This window comes from Roseateles asaccharophilus, from assembly GCF_031458115.1.
Lineage (GTDB): Bacteria > Pseudomonadota > Gammaproteobacteria > Burkholderiales > Burkholderiaceae_C > Pelomonas > Pelomonas asaccharophilus_A.
The window spans coordinates 294,725-316,176 of the sequence record NZ_JAVDXV010000003.1; the positions used below are offsets into that span (position 1 = coordinate 294,725).

Consider the following 21,452-nt stretch of genomic DNA (forward strand, 5'->3'; position numbering starts at 1 on the left):
TGCGGCCCTCAGCCGGGCCAGCGGATCTCGGCGCGCAGCCCGCCCAGCGGCGCGGTGCCCAGCTGCACGTGCGCGCCCTGGCGAGCGGCGGCCGCGCGCACGATGGCCAGGCCCAGGCCGCTGCCTTCCACGGCGCTGACGTCCTCGCCGCGCTGGAAGCGGTCGAACACGCGCTCGCGGGCGTCGGGCGGGATGCCCGGGCCGTCGTCGTCCACGCGCAGCAGGCGCGCGCCCTGCGGCCCGCGCAGTGCGCTGACCTGCACCGTGCGGGCGCCGTACTTCACCGCGTTGTCGACGAGGTTGCGCAGCGCGCCGCGCAGCGCCTGCGGGTCGCCTTCCAGCGGCAGCGGGTCGGGGGCGGTCAGTGCGATCGTGACGCCCGCCTTGTCGGCCAGCGGCTGCACGTCGGCGACGGCCTGGCGGGCCAGCTCGCTCAGATCCAGCGGCAGGTCGGCGGCCGGGGCGCCGGGCTCGGCGCGGGCCAGTGCCAGCAACTGCTCGACCAGATGGGCCGCGCGGCTGATGCCGCCGTTCAGCCGGGCTATTGCCGTGTCCTGCTCCTCGCCCGGCGCCGCACCGCGCAGCAGGCCCAGCTGCAGCTTCAGCGCGGTCAGCGGCGAGCGCAGCTCATGGGCCGCATCGGCGACGAAGCCGCGCTGCGCATCGAAGGCCGCGGCCAGCCGGGCCAGCAGGCCGTTGAAGGCCTCCACCAGCGGCGCGACCTCGCCCGGCAGGCCGTCCGTGGGCAGCGCGTCCAGCGCGTTGGCGCCGCCGGCCTGGGCCGCCTGCGTGACGCGCGCCAGCGGCGCGAGTGACACACCGATCAGCCACCACACGGCCGCGGCCACCAGCGGCAGCGCCACCGCCACCGGCACCACGCTGCGCAGCGCGGCCACGGCCGCCAGCTTCTGGCGCACGGCCAGCGGCTGCGCCACCTGCACCACGCGCAGCGGCGTGGCGGCGCTGAACACGCGCCAGTCCTGCCCGCCCAGGCGCTGGTGGGAGAAGCCCAGCACCGCGCGCGGCGGCAGCGGCTCGGTCATGCCTTGCGGCCGGCTGGAATACAGCTCCAGCCCCTGCACGGACCAGATCTGCACGACGTAGTCCAGGCTGGGGTCGGCCAGGCTGGCCGCCTCGTCGGGTGCGATGCGGCCCTGGTCGCGCAGCGACAGCGCGGTCTGGCGCAGCTGGTAGTCGAACAGCTGGTCGGCCTCGGCGCGCACGCTGACGTAGGTGGCGCCGGCCACCGCCAGCGCGGTCACCGCGCCCAGCGCGGCCAGCAGCGCGAACAGCCGGCCGCGCAGCGTGGAGAGCAGCTTCCTCATGACTTTTCAGGTCCGGCGTAGTAGCCCAGGCCGCGAACCGTGTGCAGCAGGTCGGCGCCGAGCTTCTTGCGCAGCTGGTGCATGTAGACGCTGATCGCGTTGCTCTCCAGCTCCTCGCCCCAGCCGTACAGCCGGTCCTCCAGCTGCGCGCGCGACACGATGGCGCCTGGCCGCTCCAGCAGCGCCTGCAGCAGCGCGAACTCGCGTGCCGACAGCAGCACCGGCCGGCCGGCGCGGGTCACTTCGCGGGTGGCCGGGTCCAGCCGCAGGTCGGCCACGGCCAGCGCGCTGTCGGTGCGGCCGCCGTGGCGGCGCTGCACGGCGCGCAGCCGCGCCAGCAGCTCGTCCAGCTCGAAGGGCTTGACGAGGTAGTCGTCCGCGCCGGCATCCAGGCCGGCGACCTTGTCGCCCAAGGCGTCGCGTGCCGTCAGCACGATGACGGGCGTCGCGTCGCCGCGGGCGCGCAGCGTGCGCAGCACGTCCAGGCCGCCGCGCTTGGGCAGGCCCAGGTCCAGCAGCACGGCGTCGAAGCGCTCGCCGCTGGCCAGCACCGCCTCGGCGGCCTGGCCGTCGCGTACCCAGTCGGCCGCGAAGCCCTGGCGACGCAGCGACTCGCGCAGGCTGTCGCCAATCATGGGGTCGTCTTCAACGAGGAGCAGGCGCATGGTGCGAGATCGGTTGCAGTGCGACGGATTGTGTCGGCAGCGCGGGCCGGCCGCCTTGGCGACTTAAGCTGGGGCATCCCTTTGCCGGAGCCTGCGATGACCGCCAAGAACACCGTCTGCATCTGGTACGACCGCGACGCGCTGGACGCCGCGCGCTTCTATGCCCAGACCTTTCCCGACAGCGCCGTGGGCGCGGTCTACCGTGCGCCCGGCGACTATCCCGACGGCAAGCAGGGCGACGTGCTGACGGTGGAGTTCACCGTCTACGGCATTCCCTGCATCGGCCTGAACGGCGGCAAGGTCTTCCCGCAGACCGAGGCCTTCTCGTTCCAGATCGCGACGGACGACCAGGCCGAGACGGACAAGCTCTGGAACGCCATCGTCGGCAACGGCGGCCGTGAAAGCGAATGCGGCTGGTGCAAGGATCGCTGGGGCGTGTCGTGGCAGATCACGCCGCGCGCGCTGACCGACGCCATCGCCGACCCCGACCCCGCCGCTGCCAAGCGCGCCTTCGACGCGATGATGACCATGCGCAAGATCGACATCGCCACCATCGAGGCGGCCCGGCGGGGCTGAGCCGGCGCGGCGCGTGCAGCACCGCGCTGGTGCCGCATGAACCAGCACGGACGCCGCATGCCGCCGCCCTCCCAGGGTGACCGCTGGCATGGAAGCTGCGAGTTAGCCGGCATGGACATGGGGGCGGAGCTGGCAGGGCTGTCTTTGGCGCCGGGCGGGCAGGGCGTGGACCTGCAGGTCGGCGAAGGCGAGATCGTGGCCGTCATCGGCGGCGACGGCTGGACGCGTGGCGGCCTGCTGCGCCGCCTCGTGGCACCCGGCAGCGGCGTTCACGGTGCCGCGCTGGTCGTGCGCGGGCTGGACCTGCTGCCTGGCGTCAGCGTCGGCCGGCAGCTCATGCAGGCGCTGCCGGTTTCGGCCGATCCCATCTCCGCGGCTGCGCAGGCGCGCGAATGCCTGGCCTGGGTGGGCCTGGCCGAGTGCTTCGACGCGCTGCCGCAGGCCTTGTCGCGCGGCCAGCAGCAGCGCGCGGTCATTGCGCGGGCGTTGACGCGCGAGCCGCAGTGGCTGCTGTGCGACGACATCACGCGCCGCGGTGACGTGGAGCTGAACGGCGAGGTGGCGATGGCGCTGCAGGCGGTGGCGGCTCTGGGGGTGACGGTGCTGCTGGCGACGGCGGACGCCGACGTCGCGCGCCGCGTGGCGGACCGTGTCGTGTTCCTGCATGGCGGCCGCGTGCTGGAGGCGGGCCCGGCCCGCCAACTGCTCGGCATGCCGCGCACGCGCGAGCTGCAGCGCTTCCTCGCGACGCACGGCTGAGGTGTCACACTGCCGCGCTGTCAGCAGCTGCGGGAGTTCATGTGTCGGCGAGGTGGTGGTGGGGCGTCATGGCTTGGCTGCTGGCGGCCTTGGTGCACGCGCAGCCGGCGGCACGCGGCTGGCTCAGGTTCGGTGACGGCAACACCTTGTCGGGCGAGCTGGTCGAGCGCAGCGACGGCGGCGGCCTGTTCCGATCCGACCGCTTCGGCATGCTGCGCTTCACGGATGCCGAGGCGCGTTTCGAGCCGCTGGCCGCGCCACACACGCCTGCGGCTGCGCCCGCGCCGGCTCTGCCGGACGAGGCCCTGGGCTGGCGGCCGGGCGAGTGGTCCATCGCGCTGTCGGGGTACTGGCGGCGCGATGGCGGCAGCACCACCAGCGACCTGGCCGCGGACCTGGACTCCACCTGGCAGTCGCGCCGCGACGAGATCAAGCTGGCGCTGTCGACCAACTACAAGGTCGTGGACCGCGCGGTCGACACCAACGACCAGTCCGGCAGCCTGCGCTGGCTGCACGAGCTGCGCTCGCCCTGGGTCACGCTGGGCCAGATCAAGCTGGACCGCAGCACCTTCAGCATCGACCCGCTGCCCGCGCTGGACTACGCGCTGGTGCAGGCCAGCGTGGGCGGCGGCCTGCGCTGGCGCTGGGCCGACGGCGGCCGCACGCTGGTGACGCTGAACTACGACCGGCTGATGCTGGAGCTGCTGCGGCTGGACCGGCGGGTGTACGAGCGCGCGGTCTCGTTGCTGCTGGAGAACAAGCTGCACCTGTCGTCGCGCGTCGATTTCAGCAACACGCTGATCGCCTACCGCTGGCCCGACGGTCGCACGGGCTGGGACAGCGACGCGGAGCTGAGCTACCGGCTGTCGGAGCACCTCAGCGTGGGCCTGCGCTACGAGTACCGCCGCAACGCGGCCAGCCTGGCGACCGGCACCTACAACCGGCTCAGCCTGACGACGCGGTTGGGGTTCTAGAGCGCACCCGGCGCCGTGTCGCCGAAGCGCGTGGCCGGCAGCGTCAGCGACAGCACGGCGCCGCCGCCGTCGCGGTTGGCGGCCCAGACGCGCCCGCCGTGGGCCTGCGCGATGCGCCGGCAGATGGCCAGGCCCAGGCCGGTGCCGCCGGAGAAGTCCTTGGTGGCGCTGGACTGCACGAAGGCCTCGAAGATGGTTTCCAGTTCGTCGGGCGGAATGCCGGGGCCGCGGTCGGACACGTCCACGCGCACGGCACCGTCGTCGGCCAGCGTCGCGCCCAGCTCGATGAGGCCGCCCGACGGCGAGAAGCGGATCGCGTTCGCCAGCAGGTTGCGCAGCAGCTGCTGCAGGCGGCGGCGGTCGGCCAGCACCACCAGCTCCTCGTCGCCCAGCTCGGTGTGCAACTGCTGCTCGCGTGCGGCCAGCAGCGGTGCCAGCTCGCGGCTCAGATCGGCGACAAGCGGGCGCAGGTCCAGCCGCTCGGGCTGCATGGGTTCCACGCCCTGCTCGATCTTGCTGAGGTCCAGCAGGTCGTTGACGAGGCTGAGCATGCGCTGGCCGGACTCGTGCACGTCGGCGAACAGCTCGGCCAGCCGCGGCTGGTCGCGCGTGCGCCGCGAGCCAATGGCCGAGAAGCCCAGGATGGACTGCAGCGGCGTACGCAACTCGTGGCTGACGTTGGCGATGAAGTCGGACTTGGCGCGCGAGGACTGCAGCGCCGCGTCGCGCGCGGCGCGGGTGGCGCGCTCGGCCTCGCGGAAGTCGCTGATGTCCATCAAGCAGGCCACGATGCCCATGGGCTTGCCCAGCGCGTCGGAGAAGGTGGACTTGCTGACGAACAGGTCGCGGCGGCGCCCGTCGGTGCCGTGCCAGACGGCCTCGTAGCTCATCTCGCCGCCGCGCGCCAGCAGTTCGGCATCGCGCGCGTCGTGCAGCGCGGCCTCCTCGGTGCACAGGTAGTTGGCGGCCTTGCGACCCAGCACGTCGTTGCGGCGACGGCCGGTGAACTGCTCCCACGCGCGGTTGACGTCCAGGTAGCGGTTGTCGTCGTCCAGCACCGACATCGGCAGCGGGCTGCTGGCCAGCAGCGAGCGCGCCAGGCCCAGTTGCGCGCGCAGCTCGGCCTGGGCGCGCATCAGGCCGCTGACGTCGGCCGCGCTGCCCACCCACTCCAGCTCTCCGGGGCGGCGGCGCAGCGGCACCAGGTTGATCTCGAAGCTGCGCGCCTGGCCGTCGGGCGCGATCCAGTCGGCGCGCATCTGGCGCGGCCGCACATCGTCGTCCGCGCAGGCGTCGAACAGCGATGCGACAGCGGGCGAGTCGCCGAACAGCTCGTTCAGCGGCCGGCCCAGCACGTCGGCCGGCGCCTGCCCGCTGAGGCGGGCGTAGCCCTCGTTGATGAAGGTCAGGCGGCCGGCCGCGTCGGTGCGGAACAGCAGGTCCTGCACGCTGCCGAAGATGGCGCTCAGCTCGCGTTCTCGTTCTGCGGTGCGGCGCTGGGCATCGTCCAGTTCCGCCTGCGAGCGCTCGCGCGCGCGCAGCGCGGCCGCGCCGACGAAGGACAGGCCCAGCAGTGCGGCCGCGATGACCACGGCTGGCAGTCCCAGGTCGCGTGCGGTGCCCAGCCATTGCTCACGCAGCGCCTGCTGCGGCAGCTCCACGACGACGGCCAGCGGCCGGGCGCGCAGCGCGCGGTAGGCCGTCATCTGCGGGCCCTCGCGCAGGCCGGGGCCCTGCCAGCGGCCATGCTCACGGCCGGCGCGGATGGCGGCCAGCGGCGCGCCGGGCAGCAGCAGCCGCACCTGGCGATCGCCGGGCAAGGCCTCGGCGCCCTGCGTGGCGGCCAGCACGCGGCCGTCCAGGTCCACCAGTGCGGCGGCGGCGCTTGGGTCCTGCAGCGTCATCTGCTGGAAGTTGGCCAGCGCGTCCGGGTTCAGCAGCGCGGCCAGCAGCACCGTGCGCTCGCCGCCGGGGCCGGGCATGCGCAGCGCGCGCAGCAGCGGGATGAAGCCGACGCCGGGCGGCGCGGCGACGGCGTTGTCGGGCCAGGGGTGCGTGGCCAGGCTGGCCAGGCTGCGGCCGGCCAGGAAGCCGCCGATGGCGTCGCGGCCCGGGTCGGGCCAGGCGCCCAGCGCGTCGGGCCGGATGCGCACGCCGCGGTCGGCCGGGTCGGCGGCGGCCAGAACCTGGCCGTCGGCGTCCACCAGCGCAATGCCGCGCAGGAAGCCCAGGCTGGCCTGGGTCTGGCCCATCAACGCCTGCAGCACTTCGGGCGGCGTGCCGCGCGCGGCCACGTCGGACAGGCCGGTCAGCGCCACCAGCGCGGCATCCAGGCTGCGGCTGGCATGGTCTTCCAGCACGCGCGCGACCAGCGCCTGGCGGTTGGAGGTGTCCGCATGCAGCTTGCGGTCTTCGCGCCACAGGCCGTAGCCCGCGCCGGCCAGCACGGTGGCGGCGAGCAGGGCGCCGGCGCCGGCCGTGATGGTGCTCGGACGCCAGCGGCTGCGATGGGGCATCAGCGGGTGCGCACGATGGCGCTGAGGCCGTGGCGGGCGGCGGCGGCCTTCAGCCGGCCATCACGTTGGATGCGGACGACGAAATCGTCGACGGTGCGCAGCCAGGCGTTGTCGCCGGGCCTGACCGCATAGGCGTAGGGCAGCACGTTGAACGGCGCGGGCGGCGCGACGAGGCGGGCCCAGTCGGCGTTGTCCAGCAGGCGGCGGCTATAGGGGTAGTCGGTCATGAAAGCGTCCACGCGGCCGGCCTCCAGCTCGCGCTCGCGCGTGTCCGGCGGGCGCACGACCACCAGCGTGGCGCGCTTCAGTTCTGCGGCCATGACGGGCTCCATGAAGGTGCCGGCCTGCACGGCGATGCGAACGCCTGGCTTGTCCAGGTCTTGCCACTGCTGCACGACACGGCTGCTGCGCGTCGTCACCGCGTAGATGTCGCTCTCCAGGTAGGCGCGGCTGAAGCGTAGCTGGCGCTGGCGCTGCGCCGTCACGCCCACGGCGAACATGGCGACGTCGCAGCGATGCTGCAGCAGATCGTCCACCAGCGTGGCGAACGAGGAGTCCACGTGGCGCAGCTTCACGCCCAGGTCGGCGGCGAAGGCGGCGGACAGGTCGATGTCCATGCCCGACAGCTGGCCCGTGCGCGCGTTGCGCTGCGAGATGCCGTAGTAGTCGGGCCAGATGCACACGCGCAGCTCGCCGCTGCCGCGCACGCGGTCGCCGATGGAGGCGGGTGTGTCGGCTGCCGTTGCGGCAGTGCAGGTGAACAGGGCCCAGATGACCGGCAGCAAGCGCCGCGTCACGCCGTGCCTCCGGCGGACTGCATTGCGTCGACACGGTCGCGCAGCGCGATCAGCGCCGGCGCATGGGCCAGGAACGCGGCCACGATGTCGGGGTCGAAGGCGCTGCCGGCCTGTTCGGCGAGCATGGCCAGCGCGCGGTCGTCGGCCCGCGCGGGACGGAAGCGCCGTTGCATGGTCAGCGAGTCGAAGTAGTCCACGACCGCAACGATACGCGCAGACAGCGGAATGGTCTTGCCTTTCAAGCCGTCGGGATAACCGTTGCCGTCCCAGCGCTCGCGGTAGTTCAGCGCGATCTCGGCCGCCAGCACGAACAGCGGCAGGCGCGAACCGCCCAACAGAGCGGCGCCGCGGCGGGGTTGCGCCTGGGCGCGGCGGCGCCCCTCGGCGCTGGTCAGCGGCCAGTCGGGCTCGAACTCGGCGGCGGTGGGGTCGAACTCGCCGATGTCGTGCAGCGGCGCCGCCAGACGCAGCAACTGGGCGGCGTCGGGGTCCAGCCCCAGGCGGAGGCCCAGCGCCTCGGCCAAGTGTCCAATGCGAGCGCGGTGGGCCAGCCTCGCCTCGTCCGGTGCTGGGCTCGCGTTCGGCCCGGGCAGCGGTTGCGGGGTGGGCAGGGAGGGCGGCGTGGCGGTGGAAGACATGGGACTCCGGCGTGCTGCCTGAATTATCAACACGATCATTTCTATCAAATACAGGCAGATCGGCAAGCTCCGATGAATTCGGCAAAATGTCGCGGGTGAAACCCAACCCGCCCGTCCCTGACACCTGCTCCACCACCGAGGCCGCCCAGCGCCTGGGCATGGCCGTCCGTTCGGTACAGCTGATGGTCGACCGTGGCGAGCTGCAGGCCTGGAAGACGCCCGGGGGGCACCGCCGCATCCTGCGCAGCTCCATCGACGCGTTGCTGCAGCTGCGTGGTGGTGCGCCGGTCACGTCTGGCGGCGTGGCGGTCGGCCTGGAGCGGCCGCTGACGCTGCTGCTCATCGAGGACTCGGTGCACTTCCAGAACCTGATCGGCCTGGTCGTCAAGCGCGAGCTGCCGGAGGCCGAGCTGCACATCGCGTCCGACGGCATCGCCGGCCTGGCGCTGGCGGGCAGGCTGGAGCCCGACGTGCTGCTCATCGACATCCTGCTGCCCGGCATCGACGGCGCGGCGCTGATCACCAGTCTGCGCTCGCACCCGCAGTTCGCGGCCAGCAAGCTCATCGTCGTGACCTCGCTGGACGAGGCCCAGCGCGAGCCCTACCGCTTTGCGCTGGACGGTGTGCCGGTGGTGCACAAGACCGCGCTGGTCACGGCCCTGCCGCCGCTGCTGGCGCGCGCCACCGCCACGGCCTGACGGGGCGGGTTCCTCCCAGCGCGCCACGCTGCCATCGCGCGGTGCGACAGGCGATGATGGGCCCATGTCCGCACGACTGCTGCTCATCGAGGACGACGCTGCCATCGCGCGCTTCGTCGAACTGGCACTGGAAGAGTTACCTGACCATGACCCCGAGGCGCCGCCCGTGGAGTTCCGCCTGGTGCGCAGCCTCGCCGGCGCGCGCGAGGCACTGGCCGGCGGCGGCTGGGCGCTGGTCATCAGCGACCTGATGCTGCCCGACGGCTCGGCCGAACTGCTGCTAGCGGAAGGCCATGCGCGCGCGCCCGGCGCGCCGCCGTGGCTGGTGTTCAGCGCCGGCGTTCACGACGAGCGCCGCCCGCTGCTGGCGGCCCAGGGCGTGGCCTGCACGCTGCGCAAGCCGGTGCCGCTGGAGGAGCTGCTGAGCGCCATCGCGGGCCTGCTGCGTCGCGGTGAAGCGCCGGTGCCGCCCGAGGCCGCCACCGCCGCGGGCGATCCGGTGGCGACGCATTTCGGCGGCGACCGCGCGATGTACGAGAGCTTTCGCGCCGGCTGCCTGGAGCGCTTCGGTGCCGACCTGGCGCAGGGCGAGGCCGCCGTCGCGGCCAGCGACGCGGTGGCGTTGCGGCCCGTGGTGCATGGGCTCAAGGCCGTGCTGGAGCTGATCGGCGAGCCGGGCCTGGCCGCACAGGCGCGCGCGCTGGAGGCCGCTGCCGAACAGGGCGAGGTGGCCGCCCAGGCCTGGGCCGTGATGGCCCAGGGCCTGCGGACGCTGGCGTCACGTTGAGGCCAATGATCTGCAATATTTTGCGCAATTGATCTGACGGCCCCCGAGTAGGGGCATGCGTCCAGCTGTGTTTATCAATAAATTTGATAATCACAGCAAATCTAACGGACGTCTCAGATGTACAACGCTTTCCCACAACGGTTCTTCCCGCCGGGGTCTCTGCGCCCTCGCGGAGGCTGAGGGGTGCCCATGTCGATGCGTGTGGTGCTCTATGTCGAGGACGATCCGGTCAGCGCGATGCTGATGCAAGGCATCCTGGAGCTGAGGCCGGGTTTCCAGCTGAAGGTGGCGCGCAGTGGTGCCGACGCCCGAGCCTGTATGGGCGCCGGGCGTGTTGACCTGCTGCTGTGCGACCTGCGCCTGCCCGACGTGCCCGGTGACCGGCTGCTGGCCGAACTGCGCGCCCAAGGCCTGCCGATGGCCGTGCCGGCGCTGCTGGTGACGGCCGAGGCCGACTACGTGGCCGCCGACCTGGCCCGCCGCGGGGGCTTCGACGGCTACTGGACCAAGCCACTAGATGTGGCGGCCACGCTACGCAGCCTGGAGCGTTGGTTGGGCGGCTGACCGAGGATTTGCGGGCCGAGCGCCGGGCCGCTCCCAAGCCGGCCCGCCATGGCGATGTGCGCGCGGCTCAATGCCGCGTGCATCGCCGTCCCCTCGGGGGCTGAGGCCGGACACATGGCGCCCGGTGGGCGGCATGTGCCTGCCGAAGAGCTGCGGCACTGTCCGCAGCGCGGTCTGCAAGACCGACCAGGCCCGCCCGCGTTCAGCGGGAGCGGGTCTGGCGAGGGGCATACACATTTCTTTGCGCGTGGGCCACATGCCCTTGCGCAGAACGCGGGATGCTCCGGTCCAAAGACGGACACGGAGACGCCCGATGAAAAACCGCCGCTTCATGCTGGAAAGCGCCGCCGCGCTGGCCGGCCTGGCACTGACCCGCCGCGGCCAGGCCGCGACAGCCGCAGCCGCTTCGCCGCTGAGCGCCGATGAACGCGCGCTGCATGCGCTGAACCGCCTGGGCTACGGCCCACGCCCGGCCGATGCCGCCGCCATCGCGGAGCAGGGCGCCGAACGCTGGCTGGCGCGCTTCCTCGACGAACAACTGCAGCCGCGCCGCCTGCCGCAGCCCGACGCGCTGGCCACCCGGTTGGCCTGCCTGGAAGTGCTGAAGCTGGACCAGGCTGAGCTGATGACCCGCTACCGCGACGCCGTGCGCGCGGCCCGCGAGGCCAGGCGCGAGCAGGCCAAGGGCGAGACGCCCAGTGCCGATGCGCTGAACGCGGTACGCGAGAAGGTCAGGCCGCTGGTGCTGCAGGCTGGCACCGCGCGGCTGGCGCGCGCGCTGCAGAGCCCAGCGCAGCTGGAAGAGGTGCTGACCGAGTTCTGGTTCAACCACTTCAATGTGTTCTCCGGCAAGAACGCGGTGGGCGTGCTGGTGGCCGACTATGAGCAGACCGCCATCCGGCCGCATGTGCTGGGGCGCTTCCGCGACATGCTGGGCGCGACCGCCAAGCATCCGGCCATGCTGGTCTACCTGGACAACGCGCAGAGCGCCGCACCGCGCATGCAGCCGCGCGCGAGCGGCGAGGGCGCGCGCCAGCGCGGCCTCAACGAAAACTATGCGCGCGAGCTGATGGAACTGCACACGCTGGGCGTGGACGGCGGTTACACCCAGCGCGACGTGACCGAGCTGGCGCGCATGCTGACCGGCTGGGGCATAGACGCACGCGCCGGCAAGGGCCCCGTGTTCGAGTTCGACGCGCGCCGCCACGACCGCGGCAGCAAGACCTGGCTGGGCAAAGCCATTCCCGCTGCCGGCCAGGCCGAGGGCGAGCGCGCGCTGGACGTGCTGGCCGCGCACCCATCCACCGCCAGGCATCTGGCCTTCAAGTTCGCGCAGGCCTTCGTGGCCGACCAGCCGCCGCCGGCGCTGGTGGACCGCCTGGCGGACAGCTTCAAGAGCAGCGGCGGCGACCTGCGCGAGCTGACGCGCACGCTGATGCAGTCCGACGAGTTCTGGAGCCGCGAGGCCTACCAGGCCAAGTTCAAGACGCCTTACCAGTACCTCATCTCCAGCCTGCGCGCGCTGGACCTGCCACTGGCCCAGCCGCAGCCGCTGCTGCAGGCGCTGCAACAAGCCGGCCAGCCGCTGTACGGCGCGCAGACGCCCGACGGCTACAAGAACACCGCCGCTGCCTGGCGCAACCCCGAGGCGTTGACGCAGCGCGTGCAACTGGCCACCACGCTGGGCCAGCGCAGCGGCGTCAGCCCGCAGCGCCTGAGCAGCACGTTGGGTGCCGCCTTGAGCGAGCCCACGCGGCGCACGCTGGCGGCCGAGCCCGCCGGCCAGCAAGTGGCGCTGCTGCTGGCCTCCCCCGACTTCATGAAAAGGTGATCGCGATGCTGCGTCGACAACTGCTGCACTTCGGTGCCTTCACGCTGGGCGGCCTGCCGGTCTCGCTGGTGCGCGCACAGGGCGCGACCCAGAAGAAGATGGTCGTCGTCATGCTGCGCGGCGCGGTGGATGGCCTGTCGGTCGTTGCGCCCTATGGTGACCGCGACTACGCCGCCGGCCGGCCGCAGATCGCGCTGAACGCGCCGGGCGCCGAGGACGGCCTCATCAAGCTGGACTCGCTGTTCGGCCTGCACCCGTCGCTGGCCATGCTGAAGCGCCACTGGGACGGCGGCCAACTGGCCTTCGTGCACGCCAGCGGCTCGCCCGACCCGACGCGGTCGCACTTCGACGCGCAGGACTACCTGGAATCCGGGACGCCCGGCCGCAAGTCCACGCCCGACGGCTGGATGAACCGGCTGCTGGCCGCGCTGCCCGGCGAGCCCGCGCCCACGCGCGCCATCAGCCAGGGCAACACGCCGCCGCGCATCTTCTCGGGCACCGCGAGCGTCGCCAGCCTGGGCCTGGGGCCCAATGCGCTGCAGCGCCGCGCCATCGACAACCCGCAGATGCAGGCCGGCCTGGCCAAGCTCTACGCCGGCGACGCGCCGCTCAGCGGCACGCTGCGCGACACCACCGAGGGCCGCGAAGGCATGGCGCGCAGCATGGCGTCTGGCAACGCGATGGGTGGTGGCGGCATGGGCGGCGGCCGCTCCATGGACCCGACGGCCGACGCCGGCGCGCCGTCCGCGCGCAGCTTCGCGGCCGACGCGCAGCGGCTGGGCACGCTGATCCGCAAGGATCCCAACACCCAGCTCGCGTTCACATCGGTGGGGGGCTGGGACACCCACGTCAACCAGGGCGCCGCGCGCGGCCAGCTGGCCAACCGCCTGGCCAGCCTGGGCGAAGGGCTGGACGCGCTGAGCCGCGGCCTGGGCGACGCCTACAAGGACACGGTCATCGTCGTCGTCAGCGAGTTCGGCCGCACCGTGCGCCAGAACGGCAACGGCGGCACCGACCACGGCCGCGGCAACGTCATGTGGCTGATGGGCGGCCCCATCGCGGGCGGCCAGGTGCTGGGCGACTGGCCGGGCCTGGACAAGGCCGCGCTGGCCGACGGCCGCGACCTGGCCGTGACCACCGACTTCCGCCAGGTGCTGGCGCCGGTGCTGCAGCGCCACCTGGGCCTGTCGGAAACCGCACTGGCAACAGTGTTTCCCCAGTCACCGCAGACTTGGCGTCACGCGGACAAGCTGGTGCGGGCCTGACGCCCCGCCGCAACCGCAGGGAGATGGACATGGCGCGAATCTCGTTGCATTCGGTCGGACTGTGGACGCTGGTGGCCGTGCTGGCCTATTGCTTCCTGGTGGCGACCGGCATCGCCTGAGCCAGCGGCAGGCTCATGACGATCTCGCCGTCGTCCACCTCGCCCGTGGGCGCGAAGCCCAGCGCACGGTAGAACGGCTCAGGGCAGCCCGGGCCGGGCACGTAGGACAGCGCCAGTGAGCTGAACAGTCCCTTGGCCCGCACGTGCTCGATGACGAGCAGCAACGCGTCACGCCCGACACCACGGCCCTGGAAGCGTGCATCGACCATGAAGCGCCACACGCCCACGGCCGGCCGCGCAGGCGGGGGTGAGCGCAGCGACTCGTCCGCCAGCATGACAAAGCCGGCCAGTTCTTCCCCGGCATAGATCGCGCGATACCAGGCCTCGGGCGCGAACAGCGCCTGTGCCAGCGATACCGCGTTGGGCGCGACAAAGCCGGCCTGGCTTTCGGCGACGGCCAGCTGGGTGACGGCGCGCACGGTGTCGGCGGTGATCTCGCGCAGCGAGACGGTCGTGGGGAGCGTGTTCATGGCCGGCATTGTGGGCGCCGCTCGGCGCCGCGCATCTGCAGTTCATCCGCTCCCGCCCGCGATTCATCGCGAGGCGCTCGCGGCGGCGGCAGTCGTTGCAGACACTGCAATCACTGACACAGCCAACCCACCGGAGCCCACCATGAACACCGCCGCCAAGACCTTCGCCATCGCCATCGCTTCCGTCGCCGCAGCCGCCGCGCTGGGCGTCGGCCTGGCGGACCGTGCCGCAGCGCCTGCGGTCGAGGTGGTCAAGCTGGAGCGCGTGGTCATCACCGGCAAGCGCGCCGACGCGCCGGTCATCGCGCAGCTGCCGCGCGTCGTCATCGAGGGCCGCCGTGCCGAGACCACGCTGGCCGCCGCCTCGACAGGCACGCGCCGCGTCTGAAGCCGCGCTGCCGTCAGTCGCCACCAACCCGCCGCTGGCGGGTTTTTGTTTTTTCTAGCGGCGCAGGATCTTCTCCATCGCCTTTCCTTTAGCCAGCTCATCAACGAGCTTGTCCAGCCAGCGCAACTTCTGCATCAGCGGGTCCTCGATGTCTTCCACGCGGATGCCGCAGACCACGCCGGTGATCAGCGGGGCATTCGGGTTCAGTGCGGGCGCGTCGGCGAAGAAGCGGCGGAAGTCCCAGCCTTCGTCCAGTACCCGCTGCAACCCGGCGGCGTCGTAGCCGGTCAGCCACTGGATGACCTGGTCGACCTCCGCCTGCGTGCGGCCCTTGCGCTCGGCCTTCTGCACATACATCGGGTAGACCTTGGCGAAGGCGGTCGAGTAGATGCGGTGTTCGGACATGGGTTGGATGCTATCGGCCGGACTGTCCGGACAGTGTCCGCGGACAGCGTCCGCAGCGCCAAGTGACTGATTTGTAACGGACATCCCGCTGGCACACGCCTTGCGAAATGAGCTGCATGAACACCGGATTCCGCGACACCTCCGAGCAGGACCGACCGCTCGCCAAATCGTCCCGGCGCTGGCCGCTACTGCTGGCCGGCGGCCTCGCCGTGGCGGGCCTGCTGGTCTTCGTGGCCGGCCCGCGCATCAAGCAGATGCTGTCGGCCGACACCACCGTCAGCGCGCAGCGCCTGTCCATCGCGACCGTCGCCATCGCGCCGTTGACGCGCGACGTGGCCGGCGAGGGCCGCGTCGTCGCGGCGCAAAGCCCCACGTTGTACGCCCAGGGCGCCGGCACCGCCACGCTGCTGGTCAAGGCCGGCGACCCGGTCAAGCGCGACCAGGTGCTGGCCCGCGTGGACTCGCCCGAGCTGACCAACCGCCTCGCGCAGGAGCGCAGCAACGTCGATGCGCTGCGCGCCGACCTGGCCCGCGCCGAGGTCGAGGCCAAGCAGCAGACCGCCGCGCTGCAGAGCGCCTACGAGAACGCCCGCATCGACCAGCAGACCGCGCAGAACGACCTGGCCCGCCAGACGCAGGCCTTCGAGGCCGGCGCCACCGCGCGCATGCAGGTGGAGCGTGCGCAGGACGCGCTGGCCAAGGCCAAGCTGGCGCTGGACCAGGCGCGCGACCTGCGCGGCCTGAAGACCGACAGCCTGAAGCTGGACGTGCAGGCCAAGCAAAGCGCGCTGGCGCGCCAGCAGCTGCTGGCGGCCGACCTGGAGCGCCAGGTGGCCGAGCTGCAGGTGCGCTCGCCGGTGGACGGCCAAGTGGGCCAGCTGTTCATCGCCGACCGCACGAACGTCGCGCGCGATGCCCGGCTGCTGTCGGTCATCGACCTGTCGGCGCTGGAGGTGCAGATGCAAGTGGCCGAGAGCTTCGCCCGCGAGCTGCAGCCCGGCATGCCCGGCGAGATCAGCGGCAACGGCCAGCGCTGGAACGGGCTGGTCAGCTCGGTGTCGCCCGAGGTGGTCAACGGCGAGGTGGCCGCGCGGCTGCGCTTCGACGGGCAGCAGCCCGAGCAGCTGCGCCAGAACCAGCGCCTGTCGGTGCGCGTGCTGCTGGACAAGCGCGACAAGGTGCTGGGCGTCGCGCGCGGCAGCTTCGTCGACGAGGGCGGCGGCAGCTTCGCCTACGTGATGCGCGGCGGCGTGGCCGAGAAGGTCGCGATCAAGCTGGGCGCGCGCTCGCTGGAGCGGGTCGAGGTGCTGTCGGGCCTGGCGGCCGGCGACCGCGTCGTCATCTCCGGCGCCGAAAACTTCAAGGGCGCGGATCGCGTGCTCGTTGCGGATTGAGGCCGTTGATGGATGCCTTCTCGACACGTGCGGCTCTTCGTGAGATTGCCGGGAGTCCCGCCCGGCAGCGGGGTAACTTCCTTTTGCGGGGCCAAGAGAAAGTCACCAAAGAAAAGGCCCTGGACCGCACACCAGCACCACGTGCGCGAGCTGAGCCGTACAACAGCCGACAGCAGCCTGCACAGATGCGAACCGCTGCGCTCTCGCGCCTGACTTGTCACGAGCAACATCCAAGGCCTCACCTGACCGTCCGACGCGCGGCTGCACGCCGTGCTCACCAGAACAGCCCCATGCAGCGTCGCTCGGGCGACGCGACGGCCTGCGTAGGTTGGGGTGAGGTTCGCGAACCCCAACATGCCTCGCGACGCCCGACGTTGGGGTTGGCACCCCAACCTACGCGTCGCCCCAGCGACGCTGCATTCGCGGCATTTCTTGATGAGCCCGGCGTGCAGCCGGCGTTAAGCGGCGTGAAGGTGCGATCAGTGCTGGTCGTCATAGGGACAGCCGCGAGAGCGCAGCGGGTCGTGTCTAGGCGCAAAGCCGCCGGCCGTTTTCGGGCGCCGCTGTTGGCGGCGCCGCGATGGGATGCGGTTCAGCGCCTCTTCTTTGGTGACTTTCTTCTGGCGCCGCAGAAGAAAGTTACCCCGCCGCCGGGCGGGACTCCCGGCAATCTGGCCGCGCACCCGCTGCATCGATAACGCAACCGTCAAACGCAACAACAAGCCAAAGCAAGGACACCCCATGCTCCAGATGGAAAAACTGCAGAAGGTCTACCGCACCGAGATGGTCGAGACCTATGCGCTGCGCGACTTCAACCTCACCGTCAAGGAAGGCGAGTTCGTTGCCGTGACCGGCCCCTCAGGCTCTGGCAAGACGACCTTCCTGACCATCGCCGGGCTGCTGGAGGCCTTCAGCGCCGGCACCTACAAGCTGGACGGCATCGACGTCAGCCGCATGGGCGATGCCGAGCGCTCGCGCATCCGCAACCAGAAGATCGGCTTCATCTTCCAGGCGTTCAACCTCATCCCCGACCTGAACGTGCTGGACAACATCGAGGTGCCGCTGCGCTACCGCGGCATGGGCGGTGCCGAGCGCAAGAAGCGCGCGGCCGATGCGTTGGCCCGCGTGGGCCTGTCTGCGCGCGCCAAGCACTATCCGAACGAACTGTCCGGCGGCCAGCAGCAGCGCGTGGCCATCGCCCGCGCGCTGGCCGGCGAGCCGCGCCTGCTGCTCGCCGACGAACCCACCGGCAACCTCGACAGCGCGATGGCGCGCAGCGTCATGGAGCTGCTGGAGGAGCTGCACCGCGACGGCGCCACCATCGTGATGGTCACGCACGACCCGCAGCTGGCCGCGCGCGCGCAGCGCAATGTGCATGTCATCGACGGCCAGGTCGTGGACCTGTCCGCCGAATTGAAGATGGCCTTGCCCGCCTGACCACACGATGCGAGTTCCCTTCATCGTCCTCGCGCTGCTGGCCGCCACCGCGGCCCGCGCCGACGACCTGCTGCAGGTCTGGGCCCAGGCCCGCGCGGCCGACCCTCTGCTGCGCCAGGCCGCCGCGTTGACCGGCGCGCAGGACGCCAGCGCCCGCGAGGCCCGTGCCGCGTTGCTGCCGCAATGGCGATTGCAGAGCAGCGAGCTGCGCGAGAGCGGCGGCGCACGCTGGAACGTCACGACCAGCAGCGTCAGCCAGACGCTGGTCGACCTGGCCGCGCTGCGCGAATGGGATGCCAGCCGCAGCCTCGCGTCGGCGCAGTCCGCCCGCCTGATCGCCGCCGAGCAAGCCGCGCGCGAGCGCGTGGCCGAGGCCTATTTCGGCCTGCTGTCGGCCCAGGCCCAGCTGGCCACCGCGCGCGCCAACGAGGACGCCTTCGACCGCCAGGTGCGTGAGGCCGAGACGCGCTTCAAGTCCGGCCTGTCGGCGCAGGTCGAGGCCGATCAGTCGCGCGCCTACCGCGAGCTGGCCCGCACGACCACGCTGGCTGCCGAGGCCCAGCTGGCAGATGCGCGCGAGTCGCTGGCGCAACTGACCGGTACCTCCGCACCGACGCTGCAGCCGCTGCGCGCCACGCTGGCGGCCCAGACGCTGCCCGATGACGCCGAGGCCTGGGGGCAGCGCGCGCTGCAGGCCAACCCCGAGCTGCAGGCGCTGCAGCTGGAGGTGCAGGCGAGCGAGCAACGCATCTCGTCCGCCCGTGCCGGCCACCTGCCCACGCTGAGCCTGGGTGTGGACACGCAGCGCCAGCGCGGCGATGGCGTGCCGCTGTCTGACGCCGGCCGCACGCCCACGCAGGTGGCGCTGCGGCTGACGGTGCCGCTGTTCGCCGGCGGCGCCACCAGCGCCGCGGCCGACCGTGCCGGCTTCCAGCGCGAAGCGGCCCGCGAGCAGCTCGAAGCCGGCCGCCGCGCCGTGCTGCGCGAGGTGCGTGGCCGCCACCTGGCCGTGGGCCAGGGCGAGGCCCAGCTGCGCGCGACCGAGGCCGCCGTGGCCGCCGCGCAGCGCGCGCTGGACGCCACGCGCACCGGCCTGACGCTGGGCACGCGCTCCACCACCGACCTGCTGCTCGCCATCCAGACGCTGGCCGGCGCGCAGAACGCACAGACCCAGGCCCGCCACCGCCATGTGCTGGCGCTGCTGTCGCTGCACCAGGCCGCCGGTTCGCTGGGCGACACCGAACTGGCCGCCGTCAACGCTCTTCTGGAGACACGCTGATGTTTCTGCATTACCTCGAACTCGCCTGGCGCAACATCCTGGCCTACAAGGGCCTGTCGGCGCTGATGGTGCTGGCGCTGGCGCTGGGCATAGGCGCCTGCATGACCACGCTGACCGTCTATCACGTACTGTCCGGCGACCCGATTCCGCACAAGAGCCAGCGGCTGTTCAACGTGCAGCTGGATGCGGCCGACATGGTGGGCTGGAAGGCGGGCGAAGAGCCCACCTTCGACCTGACCCGCTTCGATGCGACGGCGCTGCTGCGCGACAAGAAGGCCATGCGCCAGTCCATGTCCAGCGGCTTCAACACGGCCGTGTCGCTGCCCGATGCGCAGATCAAGCCCACGTTCTCCAGCGTGCGCTACACGTCGGCCGACTTCTTCGCGATGTTCGACGCGCCCTGGCAGCACGGCGGCGGTTGGAACGCGGCCGACGACGAGGCCGAGGCGCGCGTGGCCGTGCTGTCGGCGGCTCTGAACGAGAAGCTGTTCGGCGGCGCCAACAGCGTGGGCCGCGAGGTCATCGTGCGCGGCCAGACGCTGCGCGTCATCGGCGTGCTGCGGCCCTGGAAGGTACAGCCGCACTTCTGGGACCTGACGCTGGGCAGCTACACCGAGACCGAGGACTTCTACCTGCCGTTCTCCACCGCGATGGCGCTGAAGATGGGCCACTGGGGCAACATGGACTGCTGGGCCCGCGGCGCCGGCACCGGCAGCTCGCTGGACCTGGCGGCCAGCTGCTCGTGGATCCAGTACTGGGTCGAATTCGAGAAGCCCGAGGATGCCGCGGCCTACCGCGACTACCTGGTCGCCTACTCCGAGGCGCAACGCAAGGCCGGCCGTTTCGAGCGCCCGACCAATGTGCGGCTGCGCAACGTGATGGATTGGCTGGGCGCGCAGAAGGTGCTGCCGGCCGACGTGAGGCTGCAGACCTGGCTGGCCTTCGGCTTCCTGGCGGTCTGCATCGTCAACATGGTGGGCCTGCTGCTGGCCAAGACGCTGCGGCGCAGCGGCGAGATCGGCGTGCGCCGCGCTTTGGGCGCCACGCGGGCCGACATCTTTAGGCAGTTCGTCGTCGAGGCCGGCGTGCTGGGCCTGGCCGGTGCCGTACTGGGTCTGCTGCTGGCGCAGGGCGGCCTGTGGCTGGTGCGCCAGAGCCCCAACGACTACGCCCGTCTGGCCGAACTTGACGCGTCCATGCTGGCGCTGACGCTGGGCCTGGCTCTGTTGGCCAGCCTGCTGGCGGGCCTGCTGCCGGCCTGGCGTGCGGCGCTGGTGACCCCGGCTGTTCAGCTCAAGGTGCAGTGATGATGAAAGACCTCTTCCCCATCCTCTCCACGCTGCGCCGCCACAAGATCGCGGCCGGCCTCATCGTGCTGGAGGTGGCGCTGACCTGCGCCATCGTCACCAACGCGCTGCACCTGATCCAGACCCGCGTCGACGCGCTGCAGACTGACAGCGGCATGGCCGAGTCCGAGATCGCCGTGCTGACGCTGCGCGGCAGCAAGCCGCTGGCGCCGGAGCGGGTCGCCACCGTCATCGGCGAGGACCTGGCGCGGCTGCGCGCGCTGCCCGGGCTGAAGTCGGTCACGGTGGTCAACCAGATTGCCTACGGCAACAACAGCAACAACAGCGGCGTGTCGCTGGAGCCGGACAGCAAGGGCCTGCGCGTGTCCGCGGCCCAGTACGCATCCGACGACCACATGCTGGCGACCTTCGGCGTGCGCCTGGTGGAGGGCCGCAACTTCACGGCCGAGGAGGTGCTGGACAACTTCAAGGTGTTCAGCGTCGCCGAGCCCAAGATCGGCCAGCTCATCGTCAACAAGATCATGGCCGAGCGGCTGTTCCCGGGCCAGTCCGCCGTGGGCAAGACGGTCTACGTGTTCGGCAACTCGCCGTCGACCATCATCGGCGTCGTCGACACGCTGACGCACACGCAGCTGCACCGGGCGCGCGGCAACGGCGCGGGCGCCGCGATGATCCTGCCGCTGCGTGGCGGCGGCTCCTACGTGATCCGCGCCGAACCCGGTCAGCTCAACCAGCAGATCAAGGCCGTGACGGCCGCGCTGGAGTCCGCGGATCCCAGCCGCGTCGTCACCGAGGCGCGCACGCTGACCGAGATGCGCACCCGCTTCTACGCGCAGGACCGCGCGATGGCCTGGCTGATGGGCGGCGTCTGCGTGGCGCTGCTGCTGGTGACGGCCATGGGCATCGTGGGCCTGGCCAGCTTCTGGGTGCAGCAGCGCACCCGCATGATCGGTACGCGCCGCGCTCTGGGCGCCACCGAGCAGCAGATCCGCCGCTACTTCCAGCTCGAGAACCTGCTGCTGACGACCACCGGCATTCTCATCGGCACGGCCGGCGCCGTGGGCCTGGGCCAGCTGTTGATGCAGAGCTACGAGCTTCCGCGTTTGCCCTGGGCCTATCTGCCCGCCGGCGCCCTATCGTTGTGGCTGCTGGGGCAGGTGGCCGTCTGGGTGCCGGCCCGGCGCGCTGCGCGGCTGTCGCCCGTAGCTGCGCTGAGGAGTTGAGGCCCCTCGCCCAGTCCGCCCTGCTGAACGCGGGC

The 21,452-nt window shown here is 71.8% G+C and carries 21 protein-coding genes; 14 read left to right on the plus strand and 7 right to left on the minus strand.

The genetic code is table 11. The features are described from left to right. Positions 1–8: 8 nt before the first annotated feature. Both J2X21_RS09775 and J2X21_RS09780 read right to left on the minus strand, forming a co-directional pair. A complete protein-coding gene (locus J2X21_RS09775; protein WP_310327861.1) occupies positions 9–1,325 on the minus strand; it encodes a sensor histidine kinase in 1,317 nt (438 codons plus the stop codon). Further along, positions 1,322–1,990, minus strand: coding sequence for a response regulator transcription factor (locus tag J2X21_RS09780; protein ID WP_310327863.1), 669 nt, complete (start codon positions 1,988–1,990; stop codon positions 1,322–1,324). The genes J2X21_RS09775 and J2X21_RS09780 overlap by 4 nt, the downstream gene beginning before the upstream one ends. 96 nt (positions 1,991–2,086) lie before the next feature. On the opposite strand from J2X21_RS09780, the gene J2X21_RS09785 reads away from it, so the two are divergent. The 3 genes from J2X21_RS09785 (at position 2,087) to J2X21_RS09795 (ending at position 4,299) form a co-directional block, all read left to right on the plus strand. Then, positions 2,087–2,566 (plus strand): VOC family protein, encoded by a 480-nt coding sequence (locus J2X21_RS09785; protein WP_310327866.1) that lies wholly within the window; start codon positions 2,087–2,089, stop codon positions 2,564–2,566. A 57-nt stretch (positions 2,567–2,623) separates the two neighbouring features. After that, on the plus strand, positions 2,624–3,325 hold the full coding sequence (locus J2X21_RS09790) for an ATP-binding cassette domain-containing protein (protein WP_310327868.1): 702 nt from the start codon (positions 2,624–2,626) through the stop codon (positions 3,323–3,325). 68 nt (positions 3,326–3,393) lie between these two features. After that, positions 3,394–4,299 (plus strand): DUF481 domain-containing protein, encoded by a 906-nt coding sequence (locus J2X21_RS09795; RefSeq protein ID WP_310327871.1) that lies wholly within the window; start codon positions 3,394–3,396, stop codon positions 4,297–4,299. On the opposite strand, the gene J2X21_RS09800 is transcribed toward J2X21_RS09795, so the two are convergent. From J2X21_RS09800 to J2X21_RS09810, 3 genes are read right to left on the minus strand one after another with little or no spacing between them, the layout of a single operon-like run. Beyond that, a complete protein-coding gene (locus J2X21_RS09800; protein WP_310327873.1) occupies positions 4,296–6,815 on the minus strand; it encodes a sensor histidine kinase in 2,520 nt (839 codons plus the stop codon). The two genes, J2X21_RS09795 and J2X21_RS09800, sit on opposite strands and share 4 nt — an antisense overlap. Continuing rightward, a complete protein-coding gene (locus tag J2X21_RS09805; RefSeq protein ID WP_404666528.1) occupies positions 6,815–7,612 on the minus strand; it encodes an ABC transporter substrate-binding protein in 798 nt (265 codons plus the stop codon). Before J2X21_RS09805 ends, J2X21_RS09800 begins: the two co-directional genes overlap by 1 nt. Beyond that, positions 7,609–8,250 carry an HD-GYP domain-containing protein gene (locus J2X21_RS09810; RefSeq protein ID WP_310327876.1) on the minus strand — a complete coding sequence of 214 codons (642 nt, stop codon included), beginning with the start codon at positions 8,248–8,250 and terminating at the stop codon, positions 7,609–7,611. The genes J2X21_RS09805 and J2X21_RS09810 overlap by 4 nt, the downstream gene beginning before the upstream one ends. 86 nt (positions 8,251–8,336) lie before the next feature. Here J2X21_RS09810 and J2X21_RS09815 point away from each other — a divergent pair, with 86 nt between their 5' ends. The 5 genes from J2X21_RS09815 (at position 8,337) to J2X21_RS09835 (ending at position 13,395) form a co-directional block, all read left to right on the plus strand. Continuing rightward, the gene (locus J2X21_RS09815; protein ID WP_310327879.1) at positions 8,337–8,948 is read left to right on the plus strand and encodes a helix-turn-helix domain-containing protein; all 612 of its coding nucleotides are present in this window, start codon (positions 8,337–8,339) and stop codon (positions 8,946–8,948) included. Between the two features lie 64 nt (positions 8,949–9,012). Beyond that, entirely contained in the window at positions 9,013–9,735 is a 723-nt protein-coding gene (locus tag J2X21_RS09820) for a DNA-binding transcriptional response regulator (RefSeq protein WP_310327883.1), read from the plus strand. A gap of 189 nt (positions 9,736–9,924) precedes the next feature. Then, positions 9,925–10,299, plus strand: coding sequence for a response regulator (locus tag J2X21_RS09825; protein ID WP_310327886.1), 375 nt, complete (start codon positions 9,925–9,927; stop codon positions 10,297–10,299). A gap of 313 nt (positions 10,300–10,612) precedes the next feature. After that, a complete protein-coding gene (locus J2X21_RS09830; RefSeq protein ID WP_310327889.1) occupies positions 10,613–12,130 on the plus strand; it encodes a DUF1800 domain-containing protein in 1,518 nt (505 codons plus the stop codon). A 5-nt stretch (positions 12,131–12,135) separates the two neighbouring features. Continuing rightward, positions 12,136–13,395: a DUF1501 domain-containing protein gene (locus J2X21_RS09835; protein WP_310327892.1), complete on the plus strand. Its 1,260-nt coding sequence runs from the start codon at positions 12,136–12,138 to the stop codon at positions 13,393–13,395. 85 nt (positions 13,396–13,480) lie between these two features. Here J2X21_RS09835 and J2X21_RS09840 read toward each other — a convergent pair whose 3' ends face one another. Beyond that, positions 13,481–13,984, minus strand: coding sequence for a GNAT family N-acetyltransferase (locus tag J2X21_RS09840; protein ID WP_310327895.1), 504 nt, complete (start codon positions 13,982–13,984; stop codon positions 13,481–13,483). Positions 13,985–14,126: 142 nt separating this feature from the next. Between J2X21_RS09840 and J2X21_RS09845 the strand changes: the two genes are divergently transcribed. Further along, the gene (locus tag J2X21_RS09845; protein ID WP_310327898.1) at positions 14,127–14,372 is read left to right on the plus strand and encodes a hypothetical protein; all 246 of its coding nucleotides are present in this window, start codon (positions 14,127–14,129) and stop codon (positions 14,370–14,372) included. Positions 14,373–14,426: 54 nt separating this feature from the next. On the opposite strand, the gene J2X21_RS09850 is transcribed toward J2X21_RS09845, so the two are convergent. Further along, positions 14,427–14,777, minus strand: a complete 351-nt coding sequence (locus J2X21_RS09850; protein ID WP_310327900.1) for a DUF2200 domain-containing protein — start codon at positions 14,775–14,777, stop codon at positions 14,427–14,429. Positions 14,778–14,893: 116 nt separating this feature from the next. Here J2X21_RS09850 and J2X21_RS09855 point away from each other — a divergent pair, with 116 nt between their 5' ends. The 5 genes from J2X21_RS09855 (at position 14,894) to J2X21_RS09875 (ending at position 21,417) form a co-directional block, all read left to right on the plus strand. Further along, complete coding sequence (locus tag J2X21_RS09855) at positions 14,894–16,171, plus strand: efflux RND transporter periplasmic adaptor subunit (RefSeq protein WP_310327903.1); 1,278 nt, start codon at positions 14,894–14,896, stop codon at positions 16,169–16,171. 741 nt (positions 16,172–16,912) lie between these two features. Beyond that, positions 16,913–17,608: an ABC transporter ATP-binding protein gene (locus J2X21_RS09860; protein WP_310327906.1), complete on the plus strand. Its 696-nt coding sequence runs from the start codon at positions 16,913–16,915 to the stop codon at positions 17,606–17,608. A gap of 7 nt (positions 17,609–17,615) precedes the next feature. Next, positions 17,616–18,887 (plus strand): TolC family outer membrane protein, encoded by a 1,272-nt coding sequence (locus tag J2X21_RS09865; RefSeq protein ID WP_310327908.1) that lies wholly within the window; start codon positions 17,616–17,618, stop codon positions 18,885–18,887. Further along, positions 18,887–20,194 carry an ABC transporter permease gene (locus J2X21_RS09870; RefSeq protein WP_310327910.1) on the plus strand — a complete coding sequence of 436 codons (1,308 nt, stop codon included), beginning with the start codon at positions 18,887–18,889 and terminating at the stop codon, positions 20,192–20,194. The genes J2X21_RS09865 and J2X21_RS09870 overlap by 1 nt, the downstream gene beginning before the upstream one ends. Further along, complete coding sequence (locus tag J2X21_RS09875; RefSeq protein WP_310327912.1) at positions 20,194–21,417, plus strand: ABC transporter permease; 1,224 nt, start codon at positions 20,194–20,196, stop codon at positions 21,415–21,417. The genes J2X21_RS09870 and J2X21_RS09875 overlap by 1 nt, the downstream gene beginning before the upstream one ends. Positions 21,418–21,452: the final 35 nt, after the last annotated feature.

Excerpts from the sequence above, each read along its gene's own strand:
- J2X21_RS09775 (WP_310327861.1), bottom strand. The coding sequence starts at position 1,325 with ATGAGGAAGCTGCTCTCCACGCTGCGCGGCCGGCTGTTCGCGCTGCTG.
- J2X21_RS09780 (WP_310327863.1), bottom strand. The coding sequence starts at position 1,990 with ATGCGCCTGCTCCTCGTTGAAGACGACCCCATGATTGGCGACAGCCTG.
- J2X21_RS09785 (WP_310327866.1), top strand. The coding sequence starts at position 2,087 with ATGACCGCCAAGAACACCGTCTGCATCTGGTACGACCGCGACGCGCTG.
- J2X21_RS09790 (WP_310327868.1), top strand. The coding sequence starts at position 2,624 with ATGCCGCCGCCCTCCCAGGGTGACCGCTGGCATGGAAGCTGCGAGTTA.
- J2X21_RS09795 (WP_310327871.1), top strand. The coding sequence starts at position 3,394 with ATGGCTTGGCTGCTGGCGGCCTTGGTGCACGCGCAGCCGGCGGCACGC.
- J2X21_RS09800 (WP_310327873.1), bottom strand. The coding sequence starts at position 6,815 with ATGCCCCATCGCAGCCGCTGGCGTCCGAGCACCATCACGGCCGGCGCC.
- J2X21_RS09810 (WP_310327876.1), bottom strand. The coding sequence starts at position 8,250 with ATGTCTTCCACCGCCACGCCGCCCTCCCTGCCCACCCCGCAACCGCTG.
- J2X21_RS09815 (WP_310327879.1), top strand. The coding sequence starts at position 8,337 with ATGTCGCGGGTGAAACCCAACCCGCCCGTCCCTGACACCTGCTCCACC.
- J2X21_RS09820 (WP_310327883.1), top strand. The coding sequence starts at position 9,013 with ATGTCCGCACGACTGCTGCTCATCGAGGACGACGCTGCCATCGCGCGC.
- J2X21_RS09825 (WP_310327886.1), top strand. The coding sequence starts at position 9,925 with ATGTCGATGCGTGTGGTGCTCTATGTCGAGGACGATCCGGTCAGCGCG.
- J2X21_RS09830 (WP_310327889.1), top strand. The coding sequence starts at position 10,613 with ATGAAAAACCGCCGCTTCATGCTGGAAAGCGCCGCCGCGCTGGCCGGC.
- J2X21_RS09835 (WP_310327892.1), top strand. The coding sequence starts at position 12,136 with ATGCTGCGTCGACAACTGCTGCACTTCGGTGCCTTCACGCTGGGCGGC.
- J2X21_RS09840 (WP_310327895.1), bottom strand. The coding sequence starts at position 13,984 with ATGAACACGCTCCCCACGACCGTCTCGCTGCGCGAGATCACCGCCGAC.
- J2X21_RS09845 (WP_310327898.1), top strand. The coding sequence starts at position 14,127 with ATGAACACCGCCGCCAAGACCTTCGCCATCGCCATCGCTTCCGTCGCC.
- J2X21_RS09850 (WP_310327900.1), bottom strand. The coding sequence starts at position 14,777 with ATGTCCGAACACCGCATCTACTCGACCGCCTTCGCCAAGGTCTACCCG.
- J2X21_RS09855 (WP_310327903.1), top strand. The coding sequence starts at position 14,894 with ATGAACACCGGATTCCGCGACACCTCCGAGCAGGACCGACCGCTCGCC.
- J2X21_RS09860 (WP_310327906.1), top strand. The coding sequence starts at position 16,913 with ATGCTCCAGATGGAAAAACTGCAGAAGGTCTACCGCACCGAGATGGTC.
- J2X21_RS09865 (WP_310327908.1), top strand. The coding sequence starts at position 17,616 with ATGCGAGTTCCCTTCATCGTCCTCGCGCTGCTGGCCGCCACCGCGGCC.
- J2X21_RS09870 (WP_310327910.1), top strand. The coding sequence starts at position 18,887 with ATGTTTCTGCATTACCTCGAACTCGCCTGGCGCAACATCCTGGCCTAC.
- J2X21_RS09875 (WP_310327912.1), top strand. The coding sequence starts at position 20,194 with ATGATGAAAGACCTCTTCCCCATCCTCTCCACGCTGCGCCGCCACAAG.